General features: G+C 62.8%; 24 protein-coding genes. 20 read left to right on the top strand and 4 right to left on the bottom strand.

Annotated features, from left to right (window positions below; translation table 11 throughout):
* Positions 1–26 precede the first annotated feature (26 nt).
* From ACZXDY_RS30090 to ACZXDY_RS30060, 7 genes are all read left to right on the top strand, one after another.
* Complete coding sequence (locus ACZXDY_RS30090; RefSeq protein ID WP_464348004.1) at positions 27–530, top strand: cytochrome P460 family protein; 504 nt, start codon at positions 27–29, stop codon at positions 528–530.
* Positions 531–700: 170 nt separating this feature from the next.
* Positions 701–1,072, top strand: a complete 372-nt coding sequence (locus tag ACZXDY_RS30085; RefSeq protein WP_464348003.1) for an ArsC family reductase — start codon at positions 701–703, stop codon at positions 1,070–1,072.
* A gap of 79 nt (positions 1,073–1,151) precedes the next feature.
* A complete protein-coding gene (locus ACZXDY_RS30080) occupies positions 1,152–1,841 on the top strand; it encodes an RNA polymerase sigma factor (protein WP_464348002.1) in 690 nt (229 codons plus the stop codon).
* A 94-nt stretch (positions 1,842–1,935) separates the two neighbouring features.
* Entirely contained in the window at positions 1,936–2,454 is a 519-nt protein-coding gene (locus tag ACZXDY_RS30075; RefSeq protein WP_464348001.1) for a DUF4142 domain-containing protein, read from the top strand.
* A gap of 19 nt (positions 2,455–2,473) precedes the next feature.
* Positions 2,474–2,806 (top strand): cupredoxin domain-containing protein, encoded by a 333-nt coding sequence (locus ACZXDY_RS30070; RefSeq protein ID WP_464348000.1) that lies wholly within the window; start codon positions 2,474–2,476, stop codon positions 2,804–2,806.
* Positions 2,807–2,909: 103 nt separating this feature from the next.
* Positions 2,910–3,824: a DUF427 domain-containing protein gene (locus ACZXDY_RS30065; protein WP_464347999.1), complete on the top strand. Its 915-nt coding sequence runs from the start codon at positions 2,910–2,912 to the stop codon at positions 3,822–3,824.
* Between the two features lie 34 nt (positions 3,825–3,858).
* On the top strand, positions 3,859–5,619 hold the full coding sequence (locus ACZXDY_RS30060) for an MOSC domain-containing protein (RefSeq protein ID WP_464347998.1): 1,761 nt from the start codon (positions 3,859–3,861) through the stop codon (positions 5,617–5,619).
* On the opposite strand, the gene ACZXDY_RS30055 is transcribed toward ACZXDY_RS30060, so the two are convergent.
* Together ACZXDY_RS30055 and ACZXDY_RS30050 are read right to left on the bottom strand one after the other, a co-directional pair.
* Positions 5,584–6,219: a TMEM175 family protein gene (locus ACZXDY_RS30055; RefSeq protein ID WP_063623405.1), complete on the bottom strand. Its 636-nt coding sequence runs from the start codon at positions 6,217–6,219 to the stop codon at positions 5,584–5,586. The two genes, ACZXDY_RS30060 and ACZXDY_RS30055, sit on opposite strands and share 36 nt — an antisense overlap.
* A gap of 122 nt (positions 6,220–6,341) precedes the next feature.
* On the bottom strand, positions 6,342–7,232 hold the full coding sequence (locus tag ACZXDY_RS30050) for an SDR family oxidoreductase (protein WP_464347997.1): 891 nt from the start codon (positions 7,230–7,232) through the stop codon (positions 6,342–6,344).
* Between the two features lie 91 nt (positions 7,233–7,323).
* Here ACZXDY_RS30050 and ACZXDY_RS30045 point away from each other — a divergent pair, with 91 nt between their 5' ends.
* Positions 7,324–8,148 (top strand): helix-turn-helix transcriptional regulator, encoded by an 825-nt coding sequence (locus ACZXDY_RS30045; RefSeq protein ID WP_035691062.1) that lies wholly within the window; start codon positions 7,324–7,326, stop codon positions 8,146–8,148.
* A 179-nt stretch (positions 8,149–8,327) separates the two neighbouring features.
* Here the strand turns inward: ACZXDY_RS30045 and ACZXDY_RS30040 are convergent, their stop codons facing one another.
* Positions 8,328–8,930, bottom strand: coding sequence for a PAS domain-containing protein (locus tag ACZXDY_RS30040; protein WP_028166029.1), 603 nt, complete (start codon positions 8,928–8,930; stop codon positions 8,328–8,330).
* 335 nt (positions 8,931–9,265) lie between these two features.
* Between ACZXDY_RS30040 and ACZXDY_RS30035 the strand changes: the two genes are divergently transcribed.
* From ACZXDY_RS30035 to ACZXDY_RS30005, 7 genes are all read left to right on the top strand, one after another.
* Positions 9,266–10,021, top strand: coding sequence for an ABC transporter ATP-binding protein (locus tag ACZXDY_RS30035; RefSeq protein WP_028166030.1), 756 nt, complete (start codon positions 9,266–9,268; stop codon positions 10,019–10,021).
* Positions 10,014–10,760, top strand: coding sequence for an ABC transporter ATP-binding protein (locus ACZXDY_RS30030; RefSeq protein ID WP_028166031.1), 747 nt, complete (start codon positions 10,014–10,016; stop codon positions 10,758–10,760). The genes ACZXDY_RS30035 and ACZXDY_RS30030 overlap by 8 nt, the downstream gene beginning before the upstream one ends.
* A gap of 39 nt (positions 10,761–10,799) precedes the next feature.
* On the top strand, positions 10,800–12,020 hold the full coding sequence (locus ACZXDY_RS30025) for an ABC transporter substrate-binding protein (protein WP_464347996.1): 1,221 nt from the start codon (positions 10,800–10,802) through the stop codon (positions 12,018–12,020).
* Positions 12,021–12,088: 68 nt separating this feature from the next.
* Positions 12,089–12,952 (top strand): branched-chain amino acid ABC transporter permease, encoded by an 864-nt coding sequence (locus ACZXDY_RS30020; protein ID WP_028166033.1) that lies wholly within the window; start codon positions 12,089–12,091, stop codon positions 12,950–12,952.
* Position 12,953: 1 nt separating this feature from the next.
* Positions 12,954–13,922 carry a branched-chain amino acid ABC transporter permease gene (locus tag ACZXDY_RS30015; RefSeq protein ID WP_464347995.1) on the top strand — a complete coding sequence of 323 codons (969 nt, stop codon included), beginning with the start codon at positions 12,954–12,956 and terminating at the stop codon, positions 13,920–13,922.
* Positions 13,923–14,124: 202 nt separating this feature from the next.
* Positions 14,125–14,769, top strand: a complete 645-nt coding sequence (locus ACZXDY_RS30010; protein WP_028166035.1) for a DUF47 domain-containing protein — start codon at positions 14,125–14,127, stop codon at positions 14,767–14,769.
* 95 nt (positions 14,770–14,864) lie between these two features.
* The gene (locus tag ACZXDY_RS30005; RefSeq protein ID WP_464347994.1) at positions 14,865–15,869 is read left to right on the top strand and encodes an anion permease; all 1,005 of its coding nucleotides are present in this window, start codon (positions 14,865–14,867) and stop codon (positions 15,867–15,869) included.
* Here ACZXDY_RS30005 and sugE read toward each other — a convergent pair whose 3' ends face one another.
* Positions 15,870–16,184, bottom strand: a complete 315-nt coding sequence (gene sugE / locus ACZXDY_RS30000; protein ID WP_028166037.1) for a quaternary ammonium compound efflux SMR transporter SugE — start codon at positions 16,182–16,184, stop codon at positions 15,870–15,872.
* A gap of 155 nt (positions 16,185–16,339) precedes the next feature.
* Here sugE and ACZXDY_RS29995 point away from each other — a divergent pair, with 155 nt between their 5' ends.
* The 5 genes from ACZXDY_RS29995 to ACZXDY_RS29975 all read left to right on the top strand — a co-directional run bounded on the left by ACZXDY_RS29995 (position 16,340) and on the right by ACZXDY_RS29975 (position 22,066).
* The gene (locus ACZXDY_RS29995; protein ID WP_028166038.1) at positions 16,340–17,959 is read left to right on the top strand and encodes a peptide chain release factor 3; all 1,620 of its coding nucleotides are present in this window, start codon (positions 16,340–16,342) and stop codon (positions 17,957–17,959) included.
* Positions 17,960–18,234: 275 nt separating this feature from the next.
* A complete protein-coding gene (locus tag ACZXDY_RS29990) occupies positions 18,235–18,843 on the top strand; it encodes a hypothetical protein (RefSeq protein WP_464347993.1) in 609 nt (202 codons plus the stop codon).
* A gap of 217 nt (positions 18,844–19,060) precedes the next feature.
* Entirely contained in the window at positions 19,061–19,645 is a 585-nt protein-coding gene (locus ACZXDY_RS29985; protein ID WP_464347992.1) for an NnrU family protein, read from the top strand.
* 2 nt (positions 19,646–19,647) lie between these two features.
* Positions 19,648–20,469, top strand: coding sequence for a 3-methyl-2-oxobutanoate hydroxymethyltransferase (panB, locus tag ACZXDY_RS29980; protein WP_464347991.1), 822 nt, complete (start codon positions 19,648–19,650; stop codon positions 20,467–20,469).
* Positions 20,470–20,473: 4 nt separating this feature from the next.
* Complete coding sequence (locus ACZXDY_RS29975) at positions 20,474–22,066, top strand: class I adenylate-forming enzyme family protein (protein ID WP_464347990.1); 1,593 nt, start codon at positions 20,474–20,476, stop codon at positions 22,064–22,066.
* Positions 22,067–22,299 lie beyond the last annotated feature (233 nt).

The following is a 22,299-nucleotide window of genomic DNA, read 5'->3' as shown; positions in this document are numbered from 1 at the left end:
TCGAACAGCAACACGGTATCAAACTGATGCGACAGAATCTGAAATGGGCCCTGGCGGCCCTCATGGTGGCGTGCGCCACGACGGCGGTGCCCTTCGCCGTCAGCCTTGCCGACGATGGGGCGTCGCCGATCTTCGGTGTCAGGATTCCCGAAGGCTATCGCGACTGGAAGCTGATCGCGGTCGGACAGGAGGTCGGCCTCGATGAACTGCGGGGCGTCCTCGGCAATGCCACCGCGGTCAAGGCCAGCAAGGGTGGCACGCTGCCGTTTCCGGACGGCACGACCTTCGTCAAGCTAGCCTGGAAGCATGTCCCGGTCGAAGGCCTCGACGGCGCCTTCATCACCGGCTCGCCCACGACCGTCCAGATCATGGTCAAGGACTCCGCCAAATACGCCTCCACCGGCGGCTGGGGCTTTGGCCGGTTCATCGACGGCAAGCCCGTGGACGAGGCCCAGCACAGGACCTGCTTCGCCTGCCACGAAGCCCATGCGAAGGATCACGATTTCGTCTTCACGCGATATGGACGCTAGAGCATGATCCGGAAAAGTGGAATCCGGTTTTCCCTCGCGACAAACCCGCAGCGTTTGCGCGGAGATCATGTTCCAAACAAAGACTCCCGGGAATTCACAGGAGGGGTGGGTACCTAATCTGGCGCAACAGCCATTGCGAAGCTACTTTCTCGCGGCAACGCATGCGAGGAATGGCTTTGAGCATCACCATCTACGGCATCAAGAACTGCGACACCATGAAGAAGGCGCGCGCCTGGCTCGACGGCCATGGCGTTGCCTATGATTTCCACGACTACAAGGCGGCCGGCATCGCCAAGGACAAGCTGAAGCAATGGAGCGACGAGGTCGGCTGGGAAACGCTGCTCAACCGGGCGGGCACCACATTCAAGAAATTGCCCGACGACGACAAGGAAGGCCTGAACGAGCGCAAGGCCCTGGCGCTGATGGCGGCGCAGCCGTCGATGATCAAACGGCCGGTGCTGGACCTCGGCGGCAGGCTCCTAGTCGGCTTCAAGGAGGAGGTCTACGCCAAGGAAGTGAAGTCGCGCGGCCGCAAGGGGTAGGGCGGGGGCGATTTTCCGGAACCTCTGCGCCTCGGCCGCATCTAATTCTGGTATCCGCTGGAATGAAGGCGAGAACGCCATGCAATCGGCCACCACACCCAAGTCTGCGCCGGCTGCGTCCGGCGATGTCGAACTCGTCAAGCGCGCATTGGCGCGCGACGAGGCCGCCGTTCGCGCCATCCTTAAAGCCAACAATCGCAGGCTCTATCGGCTGGCGCGCGGCATCCTGCGCAACGACAGCGAGGCCGAGGACGTCGTCCAGGAAACCTATGTCCGGGCCTTCACGCATCTTGCCGATTTCCGCGGCGAGTCCAGCCTGTCAACATGGCTGTCGCGGATCACGATGAACGAGGCGCTGGGACGGCTGCGCCGCGAGCGGCCCGGGGTCGAAATTTCGTCACTGCCGCAAGGCGCGCTGGAAGCGCAGATCATCCAGTTCCCCCTGATGTCCACTGCAGACGATCCTGAAAAATCCATGGCTCAGCGCGAAATCCACAGAGTTGTCGAGGCCGCCATCGACGAACTGCCGGAGGCGTTTCGCCTCGTCTTCATCACGCGCGTGGTTGAGGGCATGAATGTCGAGGAGACCGCCGAGCTTCTTGACCTGAGGCCTGAGACGGTGAAGACGCGGCTGCACCGCGCCCGCGCCATGCTGCGCGACAATGTCGAGAAGAAGATTGGTCCTGTCATCATGGAGATGTTCCCGTTCGCCGGCCGCCGCTGCGACCGGCTGACCGAAGCCGTGCTGCAACGGCTCGACTACATCTGAAGAATTTTGGGAACCTCGCCCACCGATCGCCATCCAACTCCTGTGCAAGCGAAATGCGCCGTCGGGAACCCGAGGCGCCACAGGAGGACCAGATATGTTCGCTCAATTGGGAGCGGCGATCGCCGCGGTGATGTTGTTGAGCAGCCCAGCGCTTGCCGAAAGCAAGCTCACCGATCCACAGATCGCCCACATCGCGTACACCGCCGGCAATATCGACATCGCGGCGGCCAAGCAGGCGCTGACGAAGGCCAGCAACAAGGACGTCAAGGCGTTCGCGGAAGACATGGTGCGCGACCATGAGGCCGTGAACAAGCAAGCGCTCGACCTCGTCAAGAAGCTCAAGGTCACGCCCGAAGACAACGACACCAGCAAGGCATTGTCGAAGCAGGCGGCCGACAAGCTCGCCGAGCTCGGCAAGCTCCACGGCGCCGCCTTCGACAAGGCCTACATCGCCAACGAGGTCGCCTATCACAAGACCGTCGACAGCGCGCTGGAAACAAAGTTGATCCCATCGGCCAGCAACCCCGAACTGAAGAGCTTGCTGCAGACCGGCCTGAAGATCTTTCAGGGCCACGAGCAGCACGCCGAGCATGTCGCCGCAGAGCTGAAATAACCTTGTAGGGGAGCTGCCCATGCAGCCCGGACGCCTCTGTCTGATCGCCGGCGTGCTTTCCCTTGCGGCGATGGCGGTCCCAGCGCATGCCGCGACGATCACGATCGTGATGGAGAATCTGGTGGTCTCGCCGGCCGAGGCCACGGCCAAGCTCGGCGATACCATCGAATGGGTGAACAAGGACGTGGTCGCGCACACCGCGACCGCGAAGAACGGCGATTTCGACGTGACGATACCGTCGAGGAAGGCCGTGACTTACGTCCTGAAGAAGGCGGGCACGGTCGACTACTACTGCCGCTTCCATCCCAACATGAAGGCGATACTGAAGATTGCCAGTGAGCCGTCGCCTTGATCGGCAGGAGGCTCATGGAACCTTGCTGCAGGTCTCCGTTCCAGGGTAGATATACTTCCGGACGTCAACCGGCCTCGATCATCAACCCTTGAGGGAGAGAGCAGTGGGACTGTCCTGGCAACAAGGTCCGCTCTCAACGGGAGCATTTGGCCGGTTCCTCGTGCCCGAACCGCTGCCGAAGCGATTGTTATACGTAGAGCGTTTGCGCCGGCGCATGCGCGTGCGCTTCGGGGAAATCTGGATCGCTGACAGCGAGCATGTCCTCTTGCTCTTCGAACCGGGCCGCTATCCGGTCGCCTACTTCCCGGAGAGCGATGTTTCTCCACACGTCCTGGAGCGCACCGAGCATACCACGGAGCATCCCGATCTGGGGCCCACGTCCTGGTACAGCGTCCGGGCGGACGAAGAACACATTGCACCGCGAGGGGCGTGGCAGCACACTGGTCTGCCCGCTTATGCGGGCGAACTGCAGGCGCGCGTCGCATTCGCCTGGCGGGCCATGGATGCATTCTACGAAGAAGACGAAAGAATCCTCGGCCATGCCGCTGACCCCTACCACCGCATCGACATTCGCCAGGCCTCGCGTAACCTCGTGGTCCGCCATGGTGAACGGATCATCGCCGACACCAAGCGGCCGCTGGTCCTCTACGAGTCCGGCTTCGCGCCGCGCTGGTACGTTCCACGCGCTGATATCGATGAGGCCGCTCTCGCTCCGGTGAAACTCCAGACCTTCTGCCCGTACAAAGGACTGTGCAGCTACTACAGCATCGGTGACGCACGCCAGGCGGCCTGGTTCTATCCTGATGCCTATCCCGAGGTGCGCCGCATCTCCAACCTGGTGTCGTTCGAACCTGATCTCGTCACGGTCCTTCTCGATGGCACCCAGCTCCATCTTGAGCCGGGTCAGACGGTGGTCCCGCATGGCCCCGATCGCAACCTCGACCTCGCCGAGGTGGTTCGCCCTGCAAATGGGCATCAGCGGTCACCCGATAGCGGCCCCGCGGCTGAGAGCGGCTAGGAAACTTCCGGTCCCCACAAAAGCGGAGCAGGACATGGCGCGGTTGCTATCGGTGAACGTCGGGCTTCCGCGCGATATCGCGTGGAAGGGGCGCACTGTACACACCGGGATCTGGAAAAATTCGGTGCGCGGCCGCTGTCGGGCAGGCCGGATGAATCTGGACGGAGACGGTCAAGGGGACCTGGCCGGCCACGGAGGTGAGCAGCGAGCCGTCTTCGTCTACCAGATCGAGTCGTATCGCCATTGGCAGGATCAACTGAACCGGACCGACTTCGTCCACGGACAGTTCGGCGAGAATTTCACGATCGACGGGTTGCCTGACGACGCCGTGTGCATCGGCGATCGCTATCAGATCGGCACTGCGCTGTTCGAGGTCACACAGCCTCGCGTGACCTGTTATCGCGTGGGCATTCGGATGAACGAGCCACGGATGCCGGCATTGCTGACATCCAGCGGACGGCCGGGGTTCTATTTCCGCGTCCTAAGGGAAGGGGAGGTGGGCGCCGGCGACGAAATCGTGAAGGTGGGCGAGGCGAACGAGCGAATGACCGTCGCCGAGATCAATGCGCTGCTCTATTCGCCCGATCACGCGCGTGACCGATTGGAGCGCGCCTTGCGCATCGAGGCGCTTTCGCCTGGATGGCGATCGTCGTTTGAGGCATTGCTGCAGAACCAAACGACTGCTGCGGGGAGCGGAAACGCGGGGCTCGCGCCGGCAGCAGCTTTGCATCCGGTTGCACCAGGATTTCGGCCACTCGCCGTGGCGGCGATCGACCAGGAGTCCGCGGACGTCCTCTCGCTGTCGATGCAGGATCCGGATGGTCAGCCGCTGCAACCGGCCTTGCCAGGTCAGTACCTCGTCTTACGTCTCCGACCGACCGACGGCCCGCCACTCTTTCGCAGCTACTCCCTCTCGGGTCCTCTCTCGACGGAGTGCTATCGGATCAGCGTAAAGATCGAGCCGAATGGGGTGGCCGGAACCTACCTGCGGAAGCATCTCCAGGTGGGCGATGTTCTCGACGTCAGCTCGCCGCGTGGAAGCTTCATTCTGCAGTCCGGGGAGCGGCCCGTGGTGTTGCTCAGTGCGGGAATCGGAGCGACGCCTGTTCTGGCGATGCTGCACGCGCTGGCGGAGGCCCGCTCGACACGGCAAGTCGTGTGGCTGCACGCGGCTCGCGACCGACAGCATCATCCATTTGCCGCCGAAGTCCGTCGCCTCATGCTCGGGCTCACCCGCGGCCGCAGCTATGTCTGCTACAGCAGGCCGGACTCGGGCGATAAGATCGGCGAGGACTTCGACGCGACCGGTCATCTGTCGCAATCGGTCTTTGACGAGGTCGGCGTTCCGCGAGAGGCGGATGTCTACCTCTGCGGCCCGACCCGCTTCATGGCGGACATGAAAACCGCGCTCGCGTCGTTTGGCGTGCCGCCGGAGCGCCTTCACGTCGAAATTTTCAATGGCAGCGAGTCGATGACTCCCGGCATCGTCGGCGCACCGATGCGTGCACCTCATCCACCGGAGGACGACGCCAACACCGGTCCGCTGGTATCGTTCGCGCGAAGCGGCGTTGCCGCACACTGGAAAGCGTCGGCGTATCAGAGCATCTTGGAGCTGGCCGAGGCGTGCAACGTGCCGGTTCGTTGGTCGTGCCGGACCGGTGTTTGTCATAACTGTGAAAGCGGCCTGGTTTCAGGCGCGGTCGCCTATGGACCGGAACCGCTCGATAAGCCTGCTGACGGCAACGTTCTGGTTTGCTGCTCACGACCGATCGGCGATGTCGTTGTCGATTTGTGAGTCCGCGGTTCCATCGCGCTGCTGCTGAGCCCAAGGCGGTTCTGGACTGAGATAACCGATGAGGCAGCAGATGCAGAGTCCAAGGCCGACGAGCGGATATCTCAACGCCACAACGGTCGCCACACCGAAGAGGCACAATGTCGCCAGCGACCGCACGAGCATGATCCTGCGTACCTTTGGCGGGATCTTCCCGTCGGGCGTTCGATCGATCAGCTCCCAGATCAGCGCGATATAGGTCGCGTTCACCACGAAGAACACGGCCGCGTAGAAGGCCACCGGCTGCGGCGCGAGTTTGCTCACTGCCATCCAGGCAGTGGAGAGGGGAAGCAGCGACATCGAAAACAGGTGCGCGAAATTGAACCACAATAGGCTCGGCGTGGCCTCATCGGCGTAGCGCATCAGGTAGTGGTGATTGGCCCAGACAATGGCGATGAAGAGGTAACTGACGGCATAGCTTAGCCACGTCGGCCAGAGAGCCAGCAACGCCTCGAAAGTGGGCCGCTCTGGCGGTCTCAATTCCAAGACCAGCACTGTGATGAGCACGGCGAACACGCCGTCCGAGAACGTGCTCAGTCGCTCCGGTGTCGCTCTACGCAGCACGCTCGCGCCCTCCGATCTCGCGAAGGGGGCGAGGTTTGCAGAGCGAAGTATTTGCGTCAATCGGCCGGCGGACGCTAGGGCGCTGGTATTCGAGCTTGTGTTCGAAAAACCTCTCGGATCGCTCAAACCTTGAAGTAACCCGGCTGGCCGATGTCGGCGATCAAGTTAGCCCCCGTGGGCGTCCAGCCCAACCGTTGCTGCGTCAACGCGCTGGAGGCCGGCATGTCCAAACCGGCGAACATTGCCAGTGGCCCGTAATAATCGGCCGCCTCTTCTTTCTTGATCGAAACAACCGGCACATTCAACGCGCGGCCGATCACTTCGATGACTTGGCGCATGGGTACGCCTTCTTCGCCAACAGCGTGGTAAATTCCGTCTACCGCGCCCTTCTCCAGCGCAAGCCGGTATAAGCGGGCGACATCCTGCCTATGCGCCGCAGCCCAGCGTTCGGCGCCTTCGCCGACATAGGCGGCGGCGCCTTTTTGACGCGCGAGCTCGAGCAGATAAGTGATCAGCCCAGCTTTTCCGTCGGCGCCATGCACTTGCGGCAGGCGTATCGCCATCGCGCGCACGCCGCGCGACGCATAGGCCAAACCGGCCTGCTCGGACACGCGCGGAACATGCGGGCTGGAATCGCGCCGCATATCTTCGGTGATCACCACACCTGGCGCGATGAGGCCCGTTCCCGAGGTCACGATGAAAGGCTTGTTCGTCCCTGCCAGTACGTCGCCCATTGCTTCGATGGCGGCCTTGTCGATTGCGCCATTCTCCGCGAATTTCGTGAAATCATGGATGAAGGCCAGATGGATCACGCCGTCCGAATCCCTTGCGCCGCGCTTCAGGCTTTCGTGGTCCTGCAGCGAGCCGCGATGAACTTCCGCGCCTAGTTTCTCGAGCGTCCCGACGTTCGCTTCGGAGCGCGCGAGGCCGACAACCTGGTGCCCGTTTGCGATGAGTTCTTTTGTAGTTTCGGTGCCGATAAATCCGGCGGCGCCGGTGACAAATACGCGCATGAGAGGCACTCCCTGTTCAGAATGCCGGGATATTGCTAAGCTGATCATTCGGGTAAAGTAGTGAGATTATACAGGTATAATCGCTAACAGGATGACAGACGCGAACTCGCTCGGGGCTTATCTCAAGGATCGTCGCGCTAAGCTCGATCCTACGGCATTCGGCTTTCCGCTAAAGCGGCGGCGAACGCCGGGACTTCGGCGCGAAGAAGTGGCGCAGCGGGCGAATGTGAGCGCCACATGGTACACTTGGCTGGAGCAGGGGCGCGGCGGCGCGCCTTCCGCTGATGTGCTGGATCGCATTGCTCGCGCCATGATGCTGACCGACGTCGAGCGCGAACATCTGTTTCTGCTCGGCCTGGGCCGGCCACCCGAAGTCCGCTATCATGCGCCCGAAGGTATCTCACCCCGTCTGCAACGCGTGCTCGACACGCTGGAATGCAGTCCCGCTTTCATTCGCACGGCGACATGGGATTTGATCGCGTGGAACAGGGCCGCCGCGACGGTCCTCACCGACTACAGCAAACTGCCGGATGGGCAGCGCAATGTCCTGCGCTTGATGTTCCGCGATAGCCGCGTGCGCGCAGCGCAGTCCAACTGGCAAAGTGTTGCGCGCTATGTTGTGGCGTCCTTCCGCGCGGATGTGGCGCGCGCCGGTGCCGCGCGCAATGTGCAATCGCTGATCGATGAACTCTCCGCGACAAGCCCCGAATTCGCGGCAATGTGGCGTGACAACGACGTGCAGGGGCATGGCGATGGCGTGAAAGTCCTGCATCATCCCATCGCCGGACCGCTCTCGATGGAGTTTTCTGCTTTCGCCGTCGATGGCCGGCCCGACCTCAATATGGTGATCTACAATCCTGCAACGCCCGCGGACGCTGACAAGATCCGCGCGCTTCTGAAGTCTCCGCCTCAGTAGGCGCGCCCCCGACGGACTCGATCTCAGCGGTAGCGAAAGCTGCGCGTTGGCTGGTTGAACAAGCGATTCGATAGGCGACGGTGTGACTTCCGTTTCGCGTCAAAGCGGCAAGGTTCAGAGCGAGCGAACGGTTTCCGGTTTGCGTCTCAAAGCAGACGCCGGCGTTTATGCGTGCCGCCCTAATCGAATTCGAGCACGTCGGCGGCTGCGAGGCGGCCGGGGGTGCGGTGGAAGAGATCGCGATCGATGACCGCGCACAGCTTTGGCGCCGGCAGCTTGTCGCCGCCGCGCATCAGGTTCTTGATCTCGAAATGGCCGTCTTCGCAGATCGTCTTGAGCGAGGCGATGATGCGGCTGATCCGGCCGCCTTCCCCAAATGGCAGGAGCAGCCGCTCATAGGCGACCGGCCGTCCATAGATGTCGTCGACATGTGCGATCGTGTAGACCGGCAGGCCGCGGGCGATGCATTCGTGGTAGACTGGCATAATGATCGGTGCGAGGCGCGGGCCCAGATAGTCGTCGAGAGCGCGGCCCTTTCCGGTGTGCCCGTAGGCATGCGCCATCCGCGTGCCCTCGCTCTGGATCGTCAATCGCGGCGGCTGCGGTTCGGCTTCGACCGCGTAGTGGACGAGGTCGAGCCTCTCATCCTCTAATCGTTCCGGCTCATATTCATCGACGCGGGGCGTCGATTGGTCACGGGCATAAAGCCTGAGCCAGGTGTTCAGCAGATCGCGCTGCCGGATCGATTTAATGATCGATGAATTGGCGCTCTCGAATTCCAAGGTCGAAAATCCGTCCCAGGACCAGATGGCCGGAGCATCGGCTTGACCGGGAAATATTCTATGAAGGCTTGGCTGCGCACCAAAACACCGTTAATGGCGACTTTCCGAAGCGATAAATCGGGCGTGGCCGCAATTGGACTATTGGAGCAGGCGGAACCGGTACGGGTGCGTCCACAGTGCTCTGCTTTCCACCTTGCCTAACCCTTGTCGCATCGGCATATTCCGCCGCCGGAGGCGGCGGTCCGGGATGGTTTTCCGGGGTCGCGGAAAACCAACCGGATCAGGAAAAGATTGGCCGCGCTCACAATCGCAGCGAGGCCGACGGGGGAAATTGTTTGGCCGACGAGTTCATCCTCGAGACCCACGGATTGACCAAGGAATTCGCGGGTTTCTTTGCCGTACGCGACGTCGCATTGAAAGTGCGTCGCGGCAGCATCCATGCGTTGATCGGGCCCAACGGGGCCGGCAAGACGACGTGCTTCAACCTCCTGACAAAATTCCTAAAGCCGTCTGCCGGCCGGATTGCATATAAGGGGCAGGACATCACCGCGATGCCACCGGCCGATGTCGCGCGTCTCGGATTGGTGCGCTCGTTTCAGATTTCAGCGGTTTTCCCGCATCTGACGGCGCTGGAGAATGTTCGCGTCGCTTTGCAGCGCCAACACGGCAATTCCTTCGATTTCTGGCGCTCGAAAAGCGTGCTCGACCGCTACAACGCCCGCGCGCTGGAGCTGCTCGACGATGTCGGCCTGAGCGAGTTCGCCAACATTCCCGCCGTCGAGATGCCCTATGGCCGCAAGCGCGCCCTGGAGATTGCAACGACGATCGCGCTCGACCCGGAGATGATGTTGCTGGACGAGCCGATGGCCGGCATGGGCCATGAGGACATCGACAAGATTGCCGCCTTGATCAAGCGCATCTCCGCGAAATACACCATCCTGATGGTCGAACATAACCTATCGGTGGTGGCGAATCTTTCCGACATCATCACCGTGTTGACGCGAGGGCAGGTGCTCGCGGAGGGCCATTATGCCGACCTCTCCAAGGACGAGCGCGTGAAGGAAGCCTATCTGGGAGCCGGTCATGCCTGAGCTGAAAATGGCTGAAGCTCCGGCCGCAAAGCCTGCGGCCGCGCCGGTGTTGGCTGTGAAGGACCTCCAGGCCTGGTACGGCGAGTCCCACATCCTGCACGGCATCAATTTTCAAGTGAATGCCGGTGAGGTGGTCACGCTGCTCGGGCGCAACGGCGCCGGCAAGACCACCACGCTGAAGTCGGTGATGGGAATCATCGGCAAGCGCTCCGGTTCGATCCGCTTCGAGAATCAGGAGATCATCCGCGCGTCCTCCGACAGGATCGCGCGGATGGGCATCGCTTTCTGTCCGGAGGAGCGTGGCATTTTCTCGAGCCTGGACGTGCGCGAAAACCTGCTGCTGCCGCCGACCGTGCGCCCCGGGGGCCTGTCGCTCGACCAGATCTTCGATCTGTTTCCGAATTTGAAGGAGCGCCTTACCAGCCAGGGCACCAAGCTGTCCGGCGGCGAGCAGCAGATGCTCGCGATCGCGCGCATCCTGCGCACCGGCGCACGTTTCCTGATGCTGGATGAACCGACCGAGGGGCTCGCGCCGGTCATCATCCAGCAGATCGGCCACACTATTGCGCGGCTCAAATCGGAAGGCTTTACCATTCTGCTGGTCGAGCAGAATTTCCGTTTCGCATCGACGGTCGCTGACCGCTATTACATCGTCGAGCACGGCAAGGTGATCGACGGCTTTGCCAATTCGGAGCTCTCCGCCAACATGGACAAGCTCCACACTTATCTCGGCGTCTGAATTGCCGACCTCAAGAAAAGCAAGAAGGACCACAATAATATGAAGAACAGGATTTCGGCGTTGCTGCTTGGCACCGCCCTGACGTTCGCTACGGCTGGCCTCGCGCTTGCGCAGGACAAGACCGTCAAGATCGGTGCGCTCTCCGACCAGTCCGGGCTCTATTCAGATCTCGGCGGGCCCGGCTCGACGCTTGCGGCGCAGATGGCGGTTGAGGACTCCGGGCTTCTCGCCAAGGGCTGGAAGATCGACGTCATTTCCGGGGATCACCAGAACAAGCCCGACATCGGCTCCACCATTGCGCGGCAGTGGTTCGACGTCGACAAGGTCGACATCATCGTCGACGTGCCCAATTCCGGCGTGGCGCTTGCCGTCAACAATGTCGTCAAGGAGAAGAACGGCGTCTACATCAACTCCGGCGCGGCGACCTCGGACCTGACCAACGCGCAGTGCACGCCGAACACGGTGCATTGGACCTACGACACTTACATGCTGGCGCATTCCACCGGACAGGCGCTGGTGAAATCCGGCGGTGACACCTGGTTCTTCCTCACCGCCGACTACGCCTTCGGCGCCGCGCTGGAGCGCGACACGACGGCCGTCATCACCGCCAATGGCGGCAAGGTGCTCGGCAGCGTCAAGCATCCGCTCAACACCTCGGACTTCTCGTCCTTCCTGCTGCAGGCGCAATCGTCCAAGGCCAAGATCATCGGCCTTGCCAATGCGGGCGGCGACACCACCAACTCGATCAAGCAGGCGGCTGAGTTCGGCATCGTCTCCGGCGGCCAGAAGCTGGCGGCGCTGCTGTTGTTCCTCACCGACGTCAAGGCGCTCGGGCTCGATGTCGCGCAAGGCCTGAACTTCACCGAGACCTTCTATTGGGACATGAACGACCAGACCCGGACGTTCGCCAAGCGTTTCGGCGAGCGTTCGAAGAACCACGCCATGCCGTCCATGGTCCAGGCCGGCGTCTATGCGGGCCTGCGTCACTATTTCAAGGCGCTCGAGGCGCTTGGCGGGAATCCGCATGACGGCGCCAAGGTCGTGGAGAAGATGAAGTCGATCCCGACCGAGGACGATCTGTTTGGCAAGGGCGAAATCCAGCCGAACGGCCGCGCCATCCATCCGGCGTACCTGTTCGAGGTGAAGAAGCCTTCGGAATCCAAGGGGCCCTGGGATTTCTACAAGCTGGTCGCCACCGTTCCGGCCGACCAGGCGTTCACGCCGCTTTCCGAAAGCAAGTGCGCGCTGCTCAAGAAGTAACTATCATCGCCCGCCGGCGGTGAAGCCGGCGGGCTCCATTTGGGGGGAGGGGGGCGAAGGCCAACGCGATGCAGGCTCTCTACGCACAGCTACTTGTGGGACTGATCAACGGCTCGTTTTACGCGCTGCTCAGCCTGGGGCTTGCCGTGATCTTCGGCATGCTCAACATCATCAATTTCGCCCATGGCGCGCTCTACATGATGGGCGCCTTCTGCGCCTATTTCCTGCTCAACATCGCCGGCATCAACTATTGGTGGGCGCTGCTCATCGCGCCCATCGTGGTCGGCATCTTCGGCATGATCCTGGAGCGGACCATGCTGCAATGGCTCTCCGGGCTCGACCATGTCTATGGCCTGCTCTTGACCTTCGGCATCGCGCTGATCATCCAGGGCATCTTCCAGAACTATTTCGGCTCCTCCGGCCTGCCGTACCAGATTCCCGACGCGCTCCGCGGCGGCATCAATCTCGGCTTCATGTTCCTGCCGATCTATCGCGGCTGGGTGGTCGTGTTCTCGCTGGTGATATGCCTGGCCACCTGGTTCCTGATCGAGAAGACGCAGCTCGGCGCCTACTTGCGCGCTGCGACCGAAAATCCGACGCTGGTACGCGCGTTCGGCATCAACGTGCCGAGGATGATCACGCTCACCTACGGCCTCGGCGTCGGGCTTGCGGCGCTCGCGGGCGTGCTGTCGGCACCGATTAACCAGGTCCGGCCGCTGATGGGCGCCGACCTCATCATTGTCGTGTTCGCGGTGGTGGTGATCGGCGGTATGGGATCGATCATGGGATCGATCATCACCGGTTTTGCGCTCGGCGTGATCGAGGGACTGACCAAGTATTTCTACCCCGAGGCTTCCAACACCGTCGTGTTCGTTTTGATGGTGCTGGTCCTGCTTGTGAAGCCGACGGGACTGACTGGACGGGCGGCCTGATATGTCAGCACTTACCGACGATACCCTGCCGGTGACGCCGCGCGCGATGCGTGACGAGATGGTCGCCTTCGCCGTGATGGCGGTGTTGCTGGCCATCGTGCCGCTCACCGGCATCTATCCGTTCTTCGTGATGCAGGCGCTGTGCTTTGCGCTGCTCGCCTGCGCCTTCAACCTCTTGGTCGGCTATGGCGGCCTGCTGTCGTTCGGCCACGCGATGTTCCTGGGCACCGCCGGCTACGTCTCGGCGCATGCGCTGAAGGTGTGGGCGCTGCCGCCGGAGCTCGGCATCATCATCGGCACGGCCGCGGCCTGCGGGCTTGCCGTCGTCACCGGGTACATCTCGATCCGCCGGCAGGGCATCTACTTCTCGATGATCACGCTGGCGCTGTCCCAGCTCCTCTACTTCATCTACCTGCAGGCGCCGTTCACCCATGGCGAAGACGGCATCCAGGGCATTCCGCAGGGCTTTCTGTTCGGCGTCTTCAACCTCGCCAAGCCGACGGTGCTTTATTACGTCGTGCTCGCCGGCTTCCTCGGCGGCTTCCTCCTGATCTACCGCACCATCAACTCGCCCTTCGGCGAGGTGCTGAAGTCGATCCGCGAGAACGAGCCGCGTGCGATCTCACTCGGCTACAAGACCGACCAGTACAAGCTGCTCGCCTTCATCCTGTCTGGCACGCTGGCGGGCTTTGCCGGCTCGCTCAAGGTGTTCGTGGCCCAGAACGCCTCGCTGACCGACGTGCATTGGTCGATGTCCGGCGAGATCGTGCTGATGACGCTGGTCGGCGGCCTCGGCACCATCTTTGGTCCCGTGGTCGGCGCCTTCATCATCATTGCCATGCAGCAATATCTGGCCGGTTACGGCCAGTGGGTGACCGTGATCCAGGGCGTCATCTTCGTCGCCTGCGTGCTGACCTTCCGCCGCGGCATCATCGGCGAGGTCGCGCGTTTGCTCAGGCGGTCGCTGTAGGACCATCGGCCGGCCCGCTCGATTGGAGCCCAACGCCATACCGTTGCGTTGGGCCGTCGGAAACACCGGGGCCACTACCTACAAAGCGGTGGATGACCCGGTTCCGTCGGCGGAGCGCTGGCCGTCCCTGCACAAAATGTTCTATGACAGTTTTGTGACAGGTGATCCCGGAGCGTCCTCCGGAAGGATGGATTTTGAGCCTATGCTGCGCTGGTTTCGAAGCTTTTTGCCCAAGGAGGAGCGGTTTTTCGACCTGTTCGCCCGGCATGCCAAGACCGCGGTCCAGTGCGCGATGGCGCTGCAGGACATGCTGAAGGGTGGGGACGAGACGCCGGTCCACTGCCAGCGCGTCAACCAGTTCGAGAACGACGCCGACAACATCACCCGCGAGGTTCTGACGGCCGTCCGCCGCACCTTCATCACCCCGTTCGACCGCGGCGACATCAAGAACCTGATCACGGCCATGGACGATGCCGTCGACCAGATGCAGCAGACCGCCAAGGCGGTGGTGCTGTTTGAGGTGCGCGCGTTCGAGCCGCCGATGCGCGAAATGGGTACTCTGATCGTCGAATGCGCCGACCTGGTCGGGCGCGCGCTGCCGCTGTTGCAGTCGATCGGCAGCAACGTCGCGATGCTGACGCAGATCACCGAGGAACTGACCAAGCTCGAGGGCCGGGTCGACGATCTCCACGACATCGGGCTGAAGGAGCTCTATCTCAAGCACCGCGACGCCAACACGATGGATTTCATCGTCGGTGCCGAGATCTACGATCACCTCGAAAAAGTCGCCGACCGCTTCGACGACGTCGCCAACGAGATCAACTCGATCGTGATCGAACAGGTCTGAGCATGATCCCGAAAAGTGGGCACCGGTTTTCTCCGCGACAAACGCGCAGCGTTTGCGCGCAGATCATGCTCAAGAAAATAAAGTAGGGCGGTTCAGTGGACGCCACGCTTGGTCTTCCGATCCTGGTGATCCTGATCGCGGTCGCCCTGCTGTTCGATTTCCTGAACGGCCTGCACGATGCCGCGAATTCGATCGCGACCATCGTCTCGACGCGCGTGCTGCGGCCGCAGTACGCGGTGTTCTGGGCGGCGTTCTTCAACTTCGTCGCCTTCACCGTATTCGGACTGCATGTCGCCAACACCATCGGCACCGGGATCATCGAGCCCGAGGTCGTCGATGTGACCGTGATCTTCGCCGCGCTGGTCGGCGCCATCGTCTGGAACGTGATCACCTGGGCGCTCGGCATTCCCTCGTCGAGCTCGCATGCCCTGATCGGCGGCCTGATTGGTGGCGGCATGGCGAAGGCGGGGATCTCGGCGGCGGTGTGGAGCGGGCTCTCCAAGACGCTGCTCGCAATCGTGCTGTCGCCGCTGATCGGCTTCCTGCTGGCCTTGGTGCTGGTTGCGATCGTGTCCTGGCTCTCGGTGCGGTCGACGCCGTTCGCCGTCGACCGCGCCTTCCGTACCCTGCAATTCGTCTCCGCCTCGCTCTATTCGCTCGGCCATGGCGGCAACGACGCGCAGAAGACCATGGGCATCATCGGCGTGCTGCTGTATTCGCAGGGGCATCTTGGCGAGGAGTTTCACATTCCATTTTGGGTGGTGGTGGCCTGTCAGGCGGCGATGGCGATGGGCACCCTGATGGGCGGCTGGCGCATCGTCCGTACCATGGGCCTGCGCATCACGAAGCTGACGCCGATGCAGGGTTTCTGCGCGGAGACCGGCGGGGCGGCGACCCTGTTCATGGCGACCTTCCTCGGCGTTCCCGTTTCCACCACCCACACCATCACCGGCGCCATCGTCGGCGTCGGTGCGGCGCGCCGGATGTCGGCGGTGCGCTGGAATGTCGCAAGCTCGATCGTCTATGCCTGGGTCATCACCATCCCGGCCGCGGCGGCGGTTGCGGCCGTTACCTATTGGGTGGTGTTGGCGCTGCGCTGATCAGGTCACAAGCTTGAGGCCGACAATGCCGGCCACGATCAGCCCGATGCTCGACAGCCGAAGCGCGGTGGCCGGTTCGCCGAACAGGACGATGCCGAGCATCGCCGTTCCGACCGCGCCGATGCCGGTCCACACAGCATAGGCGGTTCCGATCGGCAGCGTCTTCAGCGCGAGCCCGAGCAGGACGATGCTGCCGACCATGCTCAAAAGCGTCAGCGCCGATGGAACGAGCCTTGTGAAACCTTCGGTATATTTGAGCCCGATCGCCCAACCGATCTCCATCAGACCGGCGATGAGCAAGATAGTCCAGGCCATGACGACCCTCCTTGATAAGGCAGGGTCGTCCCCGCGGCTATTATCGCGAACAAGAAGGTCGTCCTTCCCGTACGCGAATATGGGGCTGGCTTTGGCGCTCCGCAATCACCATATAGGCTTGATTGACACTGGTTTCCCTGCCAAACGCTCCCGCCATGTCCGACCTTGCCCTGACAGCCGAATCGCCGTCTCGTTCCCCGCTTGCCGATGAAGTGGCGCGGCGGCGTACGTTTGCGATCATCTCGCACCCGGACGCCGGCAAGACCACGCTGACCGAAAAGCTCCTCTTGTTCGGCGGCGCCATCAATCTCGCCGGCCAGGTCAAGGCCAAGGGCGAACGGCGGAACACGCGTTCCGACTGGATGAAGATCGAGCGCGAGCGCGGCATCTCGGTGGTCACCTCGGTGATGACCTTCGAGTTCCAGGACCACGTGTTCAACCTCCTGGACACGCCGGGCCATGAGGACTTTTCGGAAGACACCTATCGGACGCTGACCGCAGTCGACTCCGCGGTGATGGTGATCGACGCCGCCAAGGGTATCGAAGCCCGCACGCGAAAACTGTTCGAAGTGTGCCGTCTGCGCGACATCCCGATCATCACCTTCATCAACAAGATGGACCGCGAGAGCCGCGACACTTTCGACCTCCTGGACGAGATCGAAAAGACGCTGGCGCTTGACACCACGCCGATGACCTGGCCGGTCGGTCGCGGCCGCGATTTTATGGGCACCTATGACGTCAGGAACGGCGGCGTGCGGCTGCTCGAGGGCGGCGGCGCCAAGACCGGGCAGGCCGAGCAGATCGACATCGCCGATCTCGCCAGCCGCAATCCCAACCTCGACGTCGCCGAGATCAAGGACGAGCTCGCGCTGGTGTCGGAAGCCTGCAAGCCGTTCGAGCTCGACGCGTTCCGCGAGGGCCATCTGACGCCGGTCTATTTCGGCAGCGCGCTGCGCAATTTCGGCGTCGGCGACCTCCTGGAAGGTCTCGGTCAGTTCGCGCCGGCGCCTCGCGCGCAGGATTCCGACCTGCGCAAGGTCGAGGCATCGGAGCCGCGCATGAGCGCCTTCGTGTTCAAGATCCAGGCCAACATGGATCCGAACCACCGCGACCGCATCGCGTTCGCGCGGCTCTGTTCGGGCAAGCTCAGCCGCGGCATGAAGGCCAAGCTGGTGCGCACCGGCAAGAATATGAGCCTGTCGAGCCCGCAATTCTTCTTCGCCCAGGACCGTTCGGTGGCGGACGAAGCTTTCGCCGGCGACGTCGTCGGCATTCCCAATCACGGCACGCTGCGGATCGGCGATACGCTCACCGAAGGCGAGGAATTGACCTTCGTCGGCGTGCCGAGCTTCGCGCCGGAAATCGTCCGCCGCGTGCGGCTGACGGACGCGATGAAGGCGAAGAAATTGAAGGAAGCCTTGCAGCAGATGTCGGAGGAGGGCGTCGTGCAGGTGTTCCGCCCGCGCGACGGCGCTCCGGCCCTGGTCGGCGTGGTCGGTCCGCTGCAGCTCGACGTGCTGAAGGCACGGCTGGATGCCGAATACTCGCTGCCCGTGGAATTCGAAGTGTCCGAATTCCAGCTCGCGCGCTGGATCTCCTCCGACGACCGCAAGAAGCTGGACACCTTCGTCGCCGCCAACAATTCCGCCATCGCCGACGATGTCGACGGCGATCCCGTGTTCATGGCCAGGAACGAGTTCTATCTCGGCTACACCCAGGAACGCGCCGAGGGCATCACCTTCTCCAACGTCAAGGACGTCAAGCGGAAGGGGTAGGGGCGGCGTCGCATCCTTCATCCGCAACAACGCATACCGGCGTCGTCCCCGCGAACGCGGGCACCCATAACCACAGGGCGCAGTTGTTGAGATGAAGCTACCACCCTTCACGCCACACAACTATGGCCTGTGGTTATGGGTCCCGGCTCGAGGCCGGGACGACGGCGGTATGTGTGGAACCAGGCCGCGCACGCAAGGAAGTGAACGCGTGCCAGCTTGATGACGTCCCTCGCGCCCCTCATTTTCATCGAGGCGGCATCCAAAGGGCTTCTCTCATGCTGCGACGCGTCGTGATCTGCATCGCCCTCGTCGTCTTCGGAATTTCCGCTGGCCATGCCGCCGAGCGGCTTCGGCACCAGATCAACCCCGTGCCGTTCGCGCATACGCCCTGCAGCGTGTTGGAGGAAGGACCCTGCACGCCGTCCTATTGCGGCGTGTTTAGCACTTGGCCGTGCATCCCCGAGATGAACTACCCCTATGGCGAGAACCTGCAGCTCACGATCATGACGGTGCCGCCGCAGGATCAGGCGGCCAAATACAAGAAGCCTGATCACGATCTCGATACCATCGGCGATCTCTTCCAGGCGCTGCGCTCCTGTTGGACGCCGCCGCCGGCCGATGACGGGCGTGAGGGCATGCAGATGTCGGTCCGTTTCAGCTTCAAGCGATCCGGCGAGATGATCGGAGCGCCGCGCATGACGTTCGCCACCTCAGGCGTTCCCGCGGATACCCGCACCACCTACCTGAACGCGATCGACGCCTCGCTGAAAGGCTGCCTGCCGCTCAAATTCACTAGCGGCCTCGGCGGCGCGCTCGCCGGCCGCCCGATCGCGATCCGCTATGTCGACAACCGCGAATTGGGCAAGCAGGCGGAGAAGCCGTAAGCCCCTGACCGTCGTCATTGCCGGGCTTGACCGGGCAATCCATCCCTCAAGAGAATCATCATTGTCCGCTGCGCGGAAGATGGATACGCGGGTCAAGCCCGCGTATGACGCGCGGAGGGTCGATGCCAAGGGCTCGCCCATTTTGGCGCATTGCACTCCATGCGGCTAAAATGATACGCGAGGCTCAATAACCGCACCACGCCGAGGGAGGGACATCGTGGGACTGCTGGTGATGATCCTGGGACTGATCCTGTTCTTCGCCGTCCACGCGCTCACGACCCAGCGCGGCTTGCGCGCGCGCTGCATCGATGCGATGGGCGAAGGGGGCTACAAGATCGCCTATTCGGTGGTCTCCGCGGTCGGGCTCGCGCTGATCATCTGGGGATTTGCCCGTTATCGCGCGACGGGTTGGATTGACGTCTGGTATCCGCCGACATTCCTGAAGCACATCACGATCGCGCTGATGCTGCCCGCCGTGATCCTGGTGGTGGCCTCCTACATCCGCGGCCGCATCTACGCGACGCTGAAACATCCGATGCTCGCCGGCATCAAATTATGGGCGGCGGCGCATCTGCTCGCCAATGGCGATCTCGGCTCGATCATCCTGTTCGGCTCGTTCCTGGCCTGGGCGGTGTTTGACCGGATCTCGCTGAAACATCGCACTGACGCCGGCGGCCCGCCGATTCCGGTCGGCGGTGCCGGCAATGATGCGATCGCGGTCGCAGTCGGCGTCATTGCCTATGTCGCACTGGCCTTCGCGTTCCATCCGGTCGTGATTGGCGTTCCCGTCGTTGGAGCTTAACAATGTCCGTACAATCAGCCATCAAGCGCAAGACCGCACCCGATATCCGTGCCCGCAAGAACGGCGAGCCGATTGTGATGCTGACGTCGTATCACGCGCATACCGCGGCGCTGGTCGACCGCTACTGCGACGTCATCCTGGTCGGCGATTCTCTCGGCAACGTCATGCATGGGCTCGAGACTACTGTGCCCGTCACGCTGGAGATGATGATCCTGCAGGGGCGCGCTGTGATGCGCGGCTCCGAGCGCGCGCTTGTCGTGGTGGACATGCCGTTCGGCTCCTATGAGGCGTCAAAGGAGCAGGCGTTTCATTCCGCGGTGCGGATCTTGAAGGAGACCGAGTGCGGCGCGGTGAAGCTCGAAGGCGGCGCCCGCATGGCCGAGATCGTGGCGTTCCTGACCGAGCGCGGCATTCCCGTGATGGGCCATATCGGGCTGACGCCGCAATCGATCAACACGCTCGGCTCGTTTCGCGCGCAGGGGCGTGACGAGAAAGGCTGGGCGCCAATCGAGAACGACGCCAAGGCGATCGCGGAAGCCGGTGCGTTCTCGGTCGTGATCGAGGCAGTGGCCGAGCCCCTCGCGCGCAAGATCACGCAGGAGATCGCCATTCCCACCATCGGCATCGGCGCAAGCGCCGCCTGCGACGGCCAGGTGCTGGTGCTCGAGGACATGCTCGGACTGTCGCCGCGCACCCCGAAATTCGTCCGCCGCTACGGCAATCTCGGGCCCTCGATCGAAGCGGCCATCGAAGGCTATGCCGCCGACGTCCGCACGCGCAAATTCCCCGGGCCCGAGCATGTCTACGACATGAAAAAGAGCTAGCCAGATGGACTGGTCGGGGCATCCGATTCCGGACATGCGGCTTGAGGCGCGCTTCGGCGACCGCGTCGTGCCGGTGTTTTGCGAGCGCCCGAACAGCATCTGGGCAATGATATCGGACGCCGCCGCAAGAAACCCTGACGGCGAGGCGCTGATCTGCGGCGACAGGCGGATGAGCTGGCGCGAGGTCGTGCAGCAATCCGCGCAGGTCGCGGCCGGATTGCACAAGCTCGGCCTGCGCGCCGGCGATCGTGTCGCGGTGGCGCTCGGCAATCGCATCGAATTCGTACTGACGCTGTTCGCCGCCGCGCATGCGGGCCTGGTGACCGTGCTGCTCTCGACGCGGCAGCAGAAGCCCGAGATCGCCTATGTCTTGAGTGACTGTGGCGCCAGGCTCCTGATCCACGAGGCGAGCCTTGCCGCGCGTGCGCCCGAGGCGGCCGATGTCCCCGCGCTGGAGCATCGGATTTCGGTCAGCGATGACAGCACCTCGCAATTCGCGGCACTGCTGGACAATGCGCCATCCGAAGCGCCCGCCATGGTCGGCGAAGAGGATACGGCGATGATCCTCTACACATCAGGCACTACGGGGCGGCCGAAAGGCGCGATGCTCGCGCATTGCAACGTCATCCATTCCTCGATGGTTTTCGTGTCCGCCCTGAAGCTCACAGCAGTGGATCGCTCGATCGCGGCCGTGCCGCTGGCGCATGTCACCGGCGCGGTCGCCAATATCACGACCATGGCTTGCTGCGGCGGCGCGCTGATCATCATGCCCGAGTTCAAGGCGGCGGAATATCTGAAGGTCGCCTCCCGCGAGCGCGTCACCTACACCGTGATGGTGCCGGCGATGTACAATCTCTGCCTGCTGCAGCCGGACTTCGACAGTTGCGATCTCTCGAGTTGGCGCATCGGCGGCTTCGGCGGCGCCCCGATGCCGGTCGCGACGATCGAGCGATTGGACGCGAAATCGCCCGGACTGAAGCTCGCGAACTGCTACGGCGCCACCGAGACCACATCGCCCTCGACCCTGATGCCCGGCGAATTGACGGCTGCGCATATCGACAGCGTCGGCCTGCCGTGCCCCGGCGCGGAGATCATCGTGATGGACGGCAATCACCGCGAGCTGCCGCGCGGCGAGATCGGCGAGATCTGGATCCGCAGCGGCTCGGTCATCAAAGGCTACTGGAACAATCCGCAGGCGACCGCGGAGAGCTTCACCGCCGGCTTCTGGCACTCCGGCGATCTCGGCTCAATCGACGAGCGCGATTTTGTCCGTGTGCTCGATCGCGCCAAGGACATGATCAACCGCGGCGGCCTGAAGATCTATTCCGCCGAAGTCGAGTCGGTGCTGGCAGGCCATCCCGCAGTCGTGGAGAGCGCGATCATCGCCAAGCCCTGTCCGGTGCTGGGCGAGCGCGTCCATGCGGTGGTGGTGACCCGCGACGAGGTTGGCGTAGAAGTTTTGCGCGCCTGGTGCGCCGAGCGGTTGTCCGACTACAAGGTGCCGGAAACAATGGCGATCACGCGCGACCCGTTGCCGCGCAACGCCAACGGCAAGGTGATCAAGCGACAGTTACGCGAAGCGCTGGCGGGGCTATAGGGTGGGCAAAGCCAACGGGTCGCGCGAACGCGCGCCCCATGACAGGCTCCGCGTGCCCACCTCTTCTTGCATCGCTCTTGATGGTGGGCACGCTGCGCTTTGCCCACCCTACGCGACTGTAACAACGCCCACCGGTGTCGTCCCCGCGAAGGCGTTGGGCATGCACGGATCTCTGAGGCTCCATCCGACTGCGACGGCATGGAAGTATTCAAGGCCGGTTTTGAAGGTGATCG

It is taken from the genome of Bradyrhizobium sp. LeoB3, assembly GCF_055456055.1.
Note: the sequence above shows the minus strand (reverse complement) of the source record. Positions and strands in the feature narration are given on the sequence as shown.

What these genes read in the sequence shown, in the direction of transcription:
- ACZXDY_RS30090 (WP_464348004.1), top strand. Translation starts at nt 27, where the DNA reads ATGCGACAGAATCTGAAATGGGCCCTGGCGGCCCTCATGGTGGCGTGC.
- ACZXDY_RS30085 (WP_464348003.1), top strand. Translation starts at nt 701, where the DNA reads ATGGCTTTGAGCATCACCATCTACGGCATCAAGAACTGCGACACCATG.
- ACZXDY_RS30080 (WP_464348002.1), top strand. Translation starts at nt 1,152, where the DNA reads ATGCAATCGGCCACCACACCCAAGTCTGCGCCGGCTGCGTCCGGCGAT.
- ACZXDY_RS30075 (WP_464348001.1), top strand. Translation starts at nt 1,936, where the DNA reads ATGTTCGCTCAATTGGGAGCGGCGATCGCCGCGGTGATGTTGTTGAGC.
- ACZXDY_RS30070 (WP_464348000.1), top strand. Translation starts at nt 2,474, where the DNA reads ATGCAGCCCGGACGCCTCTGTCTGATCGCCGGCGTGCTTTCCCTTGCG.
- ACZXDY_RS30060 (WP_464347998.1), top strand. Translation starts at nt 3,859, where the DNA reads ATGGCGCGGTTGCTATCGGTGAACGTCGGGCTTCCGCGCGATATCGCG.
- ACZXDY_RS30050 (WP_464347997.1), bottom strand. Translation starts at nt 7,232, where the DNA reads ATGCGCGTATTTGTCACCGGCGCCGCCGGATTTATCGGCACCGAAACT.
- ACZXDY_RS30045 (WP_035691062.1), top strand. Translation starts at nt 7,324, where the DNA reads ATGACAGACGCGAACTCGCTCGGGGCTTATCTCAAGGATCGTCGCGCT.
- ACZXDY_RS30030 (WP_028166031.1), top strand. Translation starts at nt 10,014, where the DNA reads ATGCCTGAGCTGAAAATGGCTGAAGCTCCGGCCGCAAAGCCTGCGGCC.
- ACZXDY_RS30025 (WP_464347996.1), top strand. Translation starts at nt 10,800, where the DNA reads ATGAAGAACAGGATTTCGGCGTTGCTGCTTGGCACCGCCCTGACGTTC.
- ACZXDY_RS30020 (WP_028166033.1), top strand. Translation starts at nt 12,089, where the DNA reads ATGCAGGCTCTCTACGCACAGCTACTTGTGGGACTGATCAACGGCTCG.
- ACZXDY_RS30015 (WP_464347995.1), top strand. Translation starts at nt 12,954, where the DNA reads ATGTCAGCACTTACCGACGATACCCTGCCGGTGACGCCGCGCGCGATG.
- ACZXDY_RS30010 (WP_028166035.1), top strand. Translation starts at nt 14,125, where the DNA reads ATGCTGCGCTGGTTTCGAAGCTTTTTGCCCAAGGAGGAGCGGTTTTTC.
- sugE (WP_028166037.1), bottom strand. Translation starts at nt 16,184, where the DNA reads ATGGCCTGGACTATCTTGCTCATCGCCGGTCTGATGGAGATCGGTTGG.
- ACZXDY_RS29995 (WP_028166038.1), top strand. Translation starts at nt 16,340, where the DNA reads ATGTCCGACCTTGCCCTGACAGCCGAATCGCCGTCTCGTTCCCCGCTT.
- ACZXDY_RS29990 (WP_464347993.1), top strand. Translation starts at nt 18,235, where the DNA reads ATGCTGCGACGCGTCGTGATCTGCATCGCCCTCGTCGTCTTCGGAATT.
- panB (WP_464347991.1), top strand. Translation starts at nt 19,648, where the DNA reads ATGTCCGTACAATCAGCCATCAAGCGCAAGACCGCACCCGATATCCGT.
- ACZXDY_RS29975 (WP_464347990.1), top strand. Translation starts at nt 20,474, where the DNA reads ATGGACTGGTCGGGGCATCCGATTCCGGACATGCGGCTTGAGGCGCGC.